Genomic DNA, 6,731 nt, shown 5'->3' with positions numbered 1-6,731 from the left:
CGGGCGCGGGCCTGTCCAAGATCGGTGACATCACCACAGCCCTCAAGGGCATCGGCAACGTCGAGATCCCCAAGCTGCCGGAGAACGCGATCACGCTGCCCGAGGGCGCGCTGAAGCTGCCGGACGGCACCGTGCACCTGCCCGAGGGCTCGGTGATCCCCGAGGGCGCGGTCAAGCTGCCCGACGGCAACTTCCAGCTGCCGCACGACGCGACGGTGCTGCCGGAGGGCACGACGAAGCTCCCGGCACACGAGGGCGCCCCGGCGCAGTACCTGGACCCGCACGGCAACATCCTCGACGACAGGGGCAACGTCGTGCAGCACGCCGGCGACGCCCCCAAGGAGCCCGGCGGCACCGGCCTCGACCCGGCCTCGGGCTCGGACGTGCCGCACACGCCCTCCCCGGTCAGGGAACCGGCCCTGGTGGGCGCGGGCGCCCACACCGCCGAGCAGGCCGGTCAGCACATCCGCCTCGGCGACGGCCTGGGCGACGGCCTCGGCGACGGCCTGGGCAACGACCTCGGCGACGCGGGCCGCACCGGCGACAACGCGGCGGTCCACGCGGGCGGCGAGAGCGTCCCGACGGTCCACGCGGGCGGGGACGGCCTGCCGGGCGGGCACGCGGGGGACCATCTTCCCGGCGGCAACGCCGACCACCTCCCCGGCGGCCACGCGGGCGACAACCTGCCGACCGGCAGCCTCGACACCCACACACCGGGCGGCACCACGGGCCATACGGCTCACGGCACCGGGGCAGGGGACGGCGTGCACGGTGGTCACGCCAACGACCTCGGCACCGGCGGCAGCAGCCACGACCTGCAGGGAAACGGCGGCACCGACGCCCTGCCCGATCACACGCCCGCCATACCCGGCGGCGGCCACCACGAGCCCCCGTCGACGGGCGGGGGTCACCCAGGAGCCGAGGACGCGGCACACCGCGCGGAGTACGAGGCTGCCCGCGAGAAGCCCGCCGACGAGCGGACGCCCGCGGAAAGGGCGGCCGTCACCCGCGAGCACGTCCGGCTGGCCAACGAGGACCCGGCCTGGCGAGCGGAGCACTACGACAAATGGGGACCCGGCAAGCGCAACAATGCCGAGGAACTGGTCGACGGCCAACTCCTGCCGAAGCTCGTCGAGAAGCCGGGTGGCGGCTGGATGGCCGCCGACGACCTGCCGTATGCGAACCCGGAAAAGTATCACATGGAAGACCTCGTACGAGGCCGGGACACGGTGGATCCGCACGGCCTGCACCACCTCGACGAGGTGTCGAGCAAGCGTGTGGCAGGCATGGACCTGACCAATGCGCAAAAGGCGTTCGACCACAATCCGACCCATGAGACCGTGCACGCGCTCGCCGAGGCGCAGAAGCACTTCGACGCGACGGTCGGCGAGGGCGTGTCCAACAACAGCAAGCTCGGTGAGGCCCTCGGCGAGGAGTCCGCACGCCGACACATGCTCCTGCAGCAGGAGTTCCAAGGGGCCCACGAGATCCACGACCTCCCCGAGACGCCCAACGGCTCGAAGAGGTTCGACCAGCTCTGGCGTGACAGGGACGGCCACCTGATCATCGTCGAGGCGAAGGGCCCCAACGCGCGGCTGGACTGGCGCCAGGGCAACGGGGCGCTCGACAGGGGCACCATGGTGAAGCAGGGAACCATCGAGTACGTCCGCACGATAGTGGCCGACATGGAGGAGCGCGCCCTCGTATCGCCGAACGACGCCAAGTACGCCAAGGAGATCAAGGCAGCCATTCAGAACAAGACCCTGCAGTACGTTCTCGTCCAGGCCACCGAGAACACCGGTCAGTACGCTGGTGCCGAGCTGAAGCACTTCAAGATCTTCTAAGGAGAGACGCGTTGGTCTCGATCATCCCCCGCCATCCCTATCCCACAGGGAACGCGGAAGAGGGCCTCGCCGCGCTCCGGGAGAACGCGCAGGAGCTGATCGACGGTCTGGAAGCGGGCTCCACCAATCTGGGCGATGCCTTGAGCACCTCGCTCATCCTGGCCGAGGCCCACTGCCTGACGGACCCGCGGGCATCGATCTTCCCCACGTGGGATGCCTGGGTCACGGCGATGCAGGTCGGCTCCGCCGTGTTCGCCACCGCGGCCACGGCCGAGGAGCACGTGCAGTGCCGCATCGCGCACAAGGACCGCACACTCCGGGCGACCGGCCCGCAGTGGTACGTCACCCCGGCCGCCTGGCTCACCGCCTTCTACCTGGCCGTGGTGTGCCGAGAGAAGGACAGGATCACGGCCCTGTGCCAGGTGCCCATGTCCCTGCTCCGGGAGAACGGTTCGCGCTTCGAGGAGCACCACTACGCCTGGATCGACACCCTCCGGACCTACTGGCTCGGAGGCTCCGACCTCGTTCCGAAACTGGTGGCTGCGGTCGACGGCACCGACCCGGAAGCCGTCGCCGATCCGGAGACGGTGGGCAAACTGCTCTACCCGCCGATGGAGATGTTCCACCGCTTCATCCGCAAGGACCACCAAGGCTTCAACGGAGCGCTCACCAACGCCCTCCAGTGGCACAAGGAGTACTGGAGCGAGGAGAGCCGGGCCTTCCAGATCTCCGGCCTCGTCGCGCTTGCTCCGCTCGCCGTCGCCTGCATCGCCCATGACGCGGGCATCCCCGTCGAGGTGGAGTCCGAGTACTTGCCCGCCACCCTCCTCGGGCGCAACTGGTGCGGTGAGTTCCCCACGTAGGCCGTGCCTGAACTCCTGCCTCCGCTCCCGCGCTGTCACACTCCGGCGGTAGCGTCGGATCATGGGCAAGGAGGAGAGCCGGGAGGGGCGGGCCGGAGCCGGGGAGTGGCGGCCGGCCGTGCTGGAGGGTGTGCTCGAGCGGATCACGTACGCCAACGAGGAGAACGGATACACGGTCGCCCGCGTCGACACCGGCCGCGGCGCCGGTGATCTGCTCACCGTCGTGGGCGCGCTTCTCGGGGCGCAGGTGGGGGAGTCGCTCAGGATGGAGGGGCGCTGGGGCTCCCACCCCCAGTACGGCAAGCAGTTCACCGTGGAGAACTACACCACCGTCCTGCCGGCCACCGTCCAGGGCATCCGCCGCTATCTCGGCTCCGGTCTGGTCAAGGGCATCGGCCCCGTCTTCGCCGACCGCATCACCCAGCACTTCGGCCTCGACACTCTCAAGATCATCGAGGAGGAGCCCAAGCGGCTGGTCGAGGTCCCCGGACTCGGTCCCAAGCGCACCAAGAGGATCGCCGACGCCTGGGAGGAGCAGAAGGCGATCAAGGAGGTCATGCTCTTCCTCCAGACCGTCCAGGTGTCCACGTCCATCGCCGTGCGCATCTACAAGAAATACGGCGACGCCTCCATCTCCGTCGTCAAGAACCAGCCCTACCGCCTCGCGGCCGACGTCTGGGGTATCGGCTTCCTCACCGCCGACAAGATCGCCCAGTCTGTCGGCATCCCGCACGACAGCCCGGAACGGGTGAAGGCCGGGCTCCAGTACGCGCTGTCCCAGTCCGCCGACCAGGGCCACTGCTACCTCCCCGAGGAGCGGCTCATCGCGGACGCGGTCAAGCTCCTGCAGGTCGACACCGGCCTGGTCATCGAGTGCCTGGCCGAGCTGGGGGCGCCCCCGGAGGACGACTCGGACCCCGGTGTCGTACGGGAGACGGTGCCCGGACCCGATGGCGGAGAGCCGGTCAGCGCCGTCTACCTCGTGCCCTTCCACCGCGCCGAACTCTCCCTGTCCGCCCAGCTGCTGCGCCTTCTGCGCACCGACGAGGACCGGATGCCCGCCTTCCGGGACGTGGCCTGGGACAAGGCGCTGGCCTGGCTCAGGGACCGCACGGGGGCCGATCTGGCGCCCGAGCAGGAGGAGGCCGTACGGCTGGCACTCACCCGGAAGGTCGCCGTGCTGACCGGAGGACCCGGCTGCGGCAAGTCCTTCACCGTGCGGTCCATCGTGGAGCTCGCCGGGGCCAAGCGGGCCAAGGTGGTGCTCGCCGCGCCCACCGGACGGGCCGCCAAGCGCCTGTCCGAGCTGACGGGCGCCGAGGCGTCCACCGTCCACCGGCTGCTGGAGCTGAAGCCGGGCGGTGACGCGGCCTACGACAAGGACCGCCCGCTGGACGCCGACCTGGTCGTCGTCGACGAGGCGTCCATGCTGGACCTGCTGCTGGCCAACAAGCTGGTCAAGGCCGTGCCGCCGGGCGCCCACCTCCTCCTCGTCGGTGACGTGGACCAGCTGCCCAGCGTCGGCGCGGGCGAGGTGCTCAGGGACCTGCTCGCGGACGGGAGCCCCGTCCCCGCCGTGCGTCTCACCCGCGTCTTCCGCCAGGCCCAGCAGTCCGGCGTCGTCACGAACGCGCACCGCATCAACTCGGGGCAGCATCCGCTCACCGACGGCATGAAGGACTTCTTCCTGTTCGTCGAGGACGACACGGAGGCGGCCGGCCGACTTACGGTGGATGTGGCGGCACGGAGGATCCCGGCCCGGTTCGGCCTCGACCCGCGCCGGGATGTGCAGGTGCTCGCGCCCATGCACCGGGGACCCGCCGGAGCGGGCACGCTCAACGGCCTGCTCCAACAGGCGATCACCCCCGCCCGGCCCGACGTGCCGGAGAAGCGGTTCGGAGGCCGCGTCTTCCGTGTCGGCGACAAAGTGACCCAGATCCGGAACAATTACGAGAAGGGGGAGAACGGTGTCTTCAACGGCACCGTGGGCGTGGTCACCTCGCTCGACCCGGTCGACCAGCGCCTCACGGTGCTGACGGACGAGGACGAGGAGGTTCCCTACGAATTCGACGAGCTGGACGAGCTGGCGCACGCGTACGCGGTGACCATTCACCGCTCGCAGGGCAGCGAGTATCCGGCGGTGGTCATTCCGGTGACCACCGGGGCGTGGATGATGCTCCAGCGGAACCTGCTCTACACGGCGGTCACCCGCGCCAAGAAGCTGGTCGTCCTCGTGGGTTCACGCAAGGCGATCGGGCAGGCGGTGCGCACGGTGTCGGCAGGCCGGCGCTGCACGGCCCTGGACTTCAGGCTGTCGCCCAGACCCCTCCGGGGCTGAGCCGGTGCCCTCTTTGGGCCCCTCTGGACCAGTCGCCGAAAAAAATGATCGATCAAATGAGTCGCGAAGGTCACACACCACTTCCGCATCCAGGATGAGGCGGGCAGGATGAGCAGGTTGACGGCACTCAGTGCCGCCGATGAGCCCAATGGTCGACCCCGAGTGCACTCTCCTGCGCCAAATGGGGGATGGTAGAGACAGTCAGGGCACCTCGAAGATGAGGCACTACGTCGGTGAGGGAAGACGTGAGCGACAACTCTGTAGTACTGCGGTACGACGGCAACGAGTACACCTACCCGGTGGTCGACAGCACCGTCGGTGACAAGGGCTTCGACATCGGGAAGCTCCGTGCCCAGACCGGTCTGGTCACCCTGGACAGCGGCTACGGGAACACCGCTGCCTACAAATCCGCCATCACCTACCTCGACGGCGAGAAGGGCATTCTCCGGTACCGCGGCTACCCGATCGAGCAGCTGGCCGAGCGCTCCACCTTCCTGGAGGTCGCCTACCTGCTGATCAACGGCGAGCTGCCGACCGTCGACGAGCTCTCCGCCTTCAGGAACGACATCACACAGCACACCCTGCTGCACGAGGACGTCAAGAACTTCTACAGGGGCTTCCCGCGCGACGCACACCCGATGGCGATGCTGTCCTCGGTGGTCTCCGCGCTGTCCACCTTCTACCAGGACAGCCACAACCCCTTCGACGAGAAGCAGCGCAGCCTCTCCACCATCCGCCTTCTTGCCAAGCTCCCGACGATCGCCGCGTACGCCTACAAGAAGTCGATCGGCCACCCCTTCGTCTACCCGAGCAACGACCTGGGGTACGTGCAGAACTTCCTGCGCATGACCTTCTCGGTCCCCGCGCAGGAGTACGACCTGGACCCGGTCGTCGTCTCCGCGCTCGACAAGCTGCTGATCCTGCACGCGGACCATGAGCAGAACTGTTCGACCTCCACGGTCCGCCTGGTGGGCTCGTCGCAGGCCAACATGTTCGCCTCGATCTCGGCCGGTATCAACGCGTTGTGGGGCCCGCTGCACGGTGGCGCCAACCAGTCCGTGCTGGAGATGCTGGAGGGCATCCGCGACTCCGGCGGCGACGTCGACACCTTCATCCGCAAGGTGAAGAACAGGGAGGACGGCGTCCGCCTGATGGGCTTCGGCCACCGGGTCTACAAGAACTTCGACCCGCGCGCCAAGATCATCAAGGCCGCCGCGCACGATGTGCTCTCCGCTCTCGGCAAGGATGACGAGCTGCTCGACATCGCCCTCAGGCTGGAGGAGCACGCGCTGTCCGACAGCTACTTCGTCGAGCGCAAGCTCTACCCGAACGTGGACTTCTACACCGGCCTGATCTACCGCGCGATGGGCTTCCCGACCGAGATGTTCACGGTCCTGTTCGCGCTCGGCCGCCTGCCGGGCTGGATCGCCCAGTGGCACGAGATGATCAAGGAGCCGGGTTCCCGTATCGGCCGCCCGCGCCAGATCTACACGGGCGTGGTGGAGCGCGACTTCATCCCGGTCGAGGAGCGCTGAGCGCCGTACGCCTCGGATACGTACCCGCTGTCGCGTCCGAGGCGTACGCCGTGGTCGTGACGCGGCGTACGCCATGTGCTCCGCACCTGTGGACGCGATGACGGAAGACAAACGGAAGGCGCCCTGCAGTCGGTCCCCCCACGGGCCGGCG

3 protein-coding genes and 1 pseudogene are annotated in these 6,731 nt (G+C 68.7%); all 4 read left to right on the top strand.

Features of this window, described 5'->3' with window-relative positions; translation table 11 throughout:
• Positions 1-1,844: pseudogene (locus ACFSL4_RS36945) on the top strand (hypothetical protein); the annotation flags it as partial.
• Positions 1,845-1,855: 11 nt separating this feature from the next.
• A complete protein-coding gene (locus ACFSL4_RS36940) occupies positions 1,856-2,707 on the top strand; it encodes an immunity 49 family protein (protein WP_381092492.1) in 852 nt (283 codons plus the stop codon).
• Positions 2,708-2,768: 61 nt separating this feature from the next.
• Positions 2,769-5,045 carry an SF1B family DNA helicase RecD2 gene (gene recD2, locus ACFSL4_RS36935; RefSeq protein ID WP_381092491.1) on the top strand — a complete coding sequence of 759 codons (2,277 nt, stop codon included), beginning with the start codon at positions 2,769-2,771 and terminating at the stop codon, positions 5,043-5,045.
• A gap of 245 nt (positions 5,046-5,290) precedes the next feature.
• Complete coding sequence (locus tag ACFSL4_RS36930) at positions 5,291-6,580, top strand: citrate synthase (RefSeq protein ID WP_381092490.1); 1,290 nt, start codon at positions 5,291-5,293, stop codon at positions 6,578-6,580.
• Positions 6,581-6,731: the final 151 nt, after the last annotated feature.

Source organism: Streptomyces caeni (assembly GCF_042678285.1).
GTDB classification, from domain to species: domain Bacteria; phylum Actinomycetota; class Actinomycetes; order Streptomycetales; family Streptomycetaceae; genus Streptomyces; species Streptomyces caeni.
The sequence above is the reverse complement of the archived record's forward strand: the minus strand, read 5'-3'. Positions and strand labels throughout refer to the sequence as shown.

Bases quoted from the DNA above. Each gene is read 5' to 3' on its own strand.
- recD2 (WP_381092491.1), top strand. From the start codon at position 2,769: ATGGGCAAGGAGGAGAGCCGGGAGGGGCGGGCCGGAGCCGGGGAGTGG.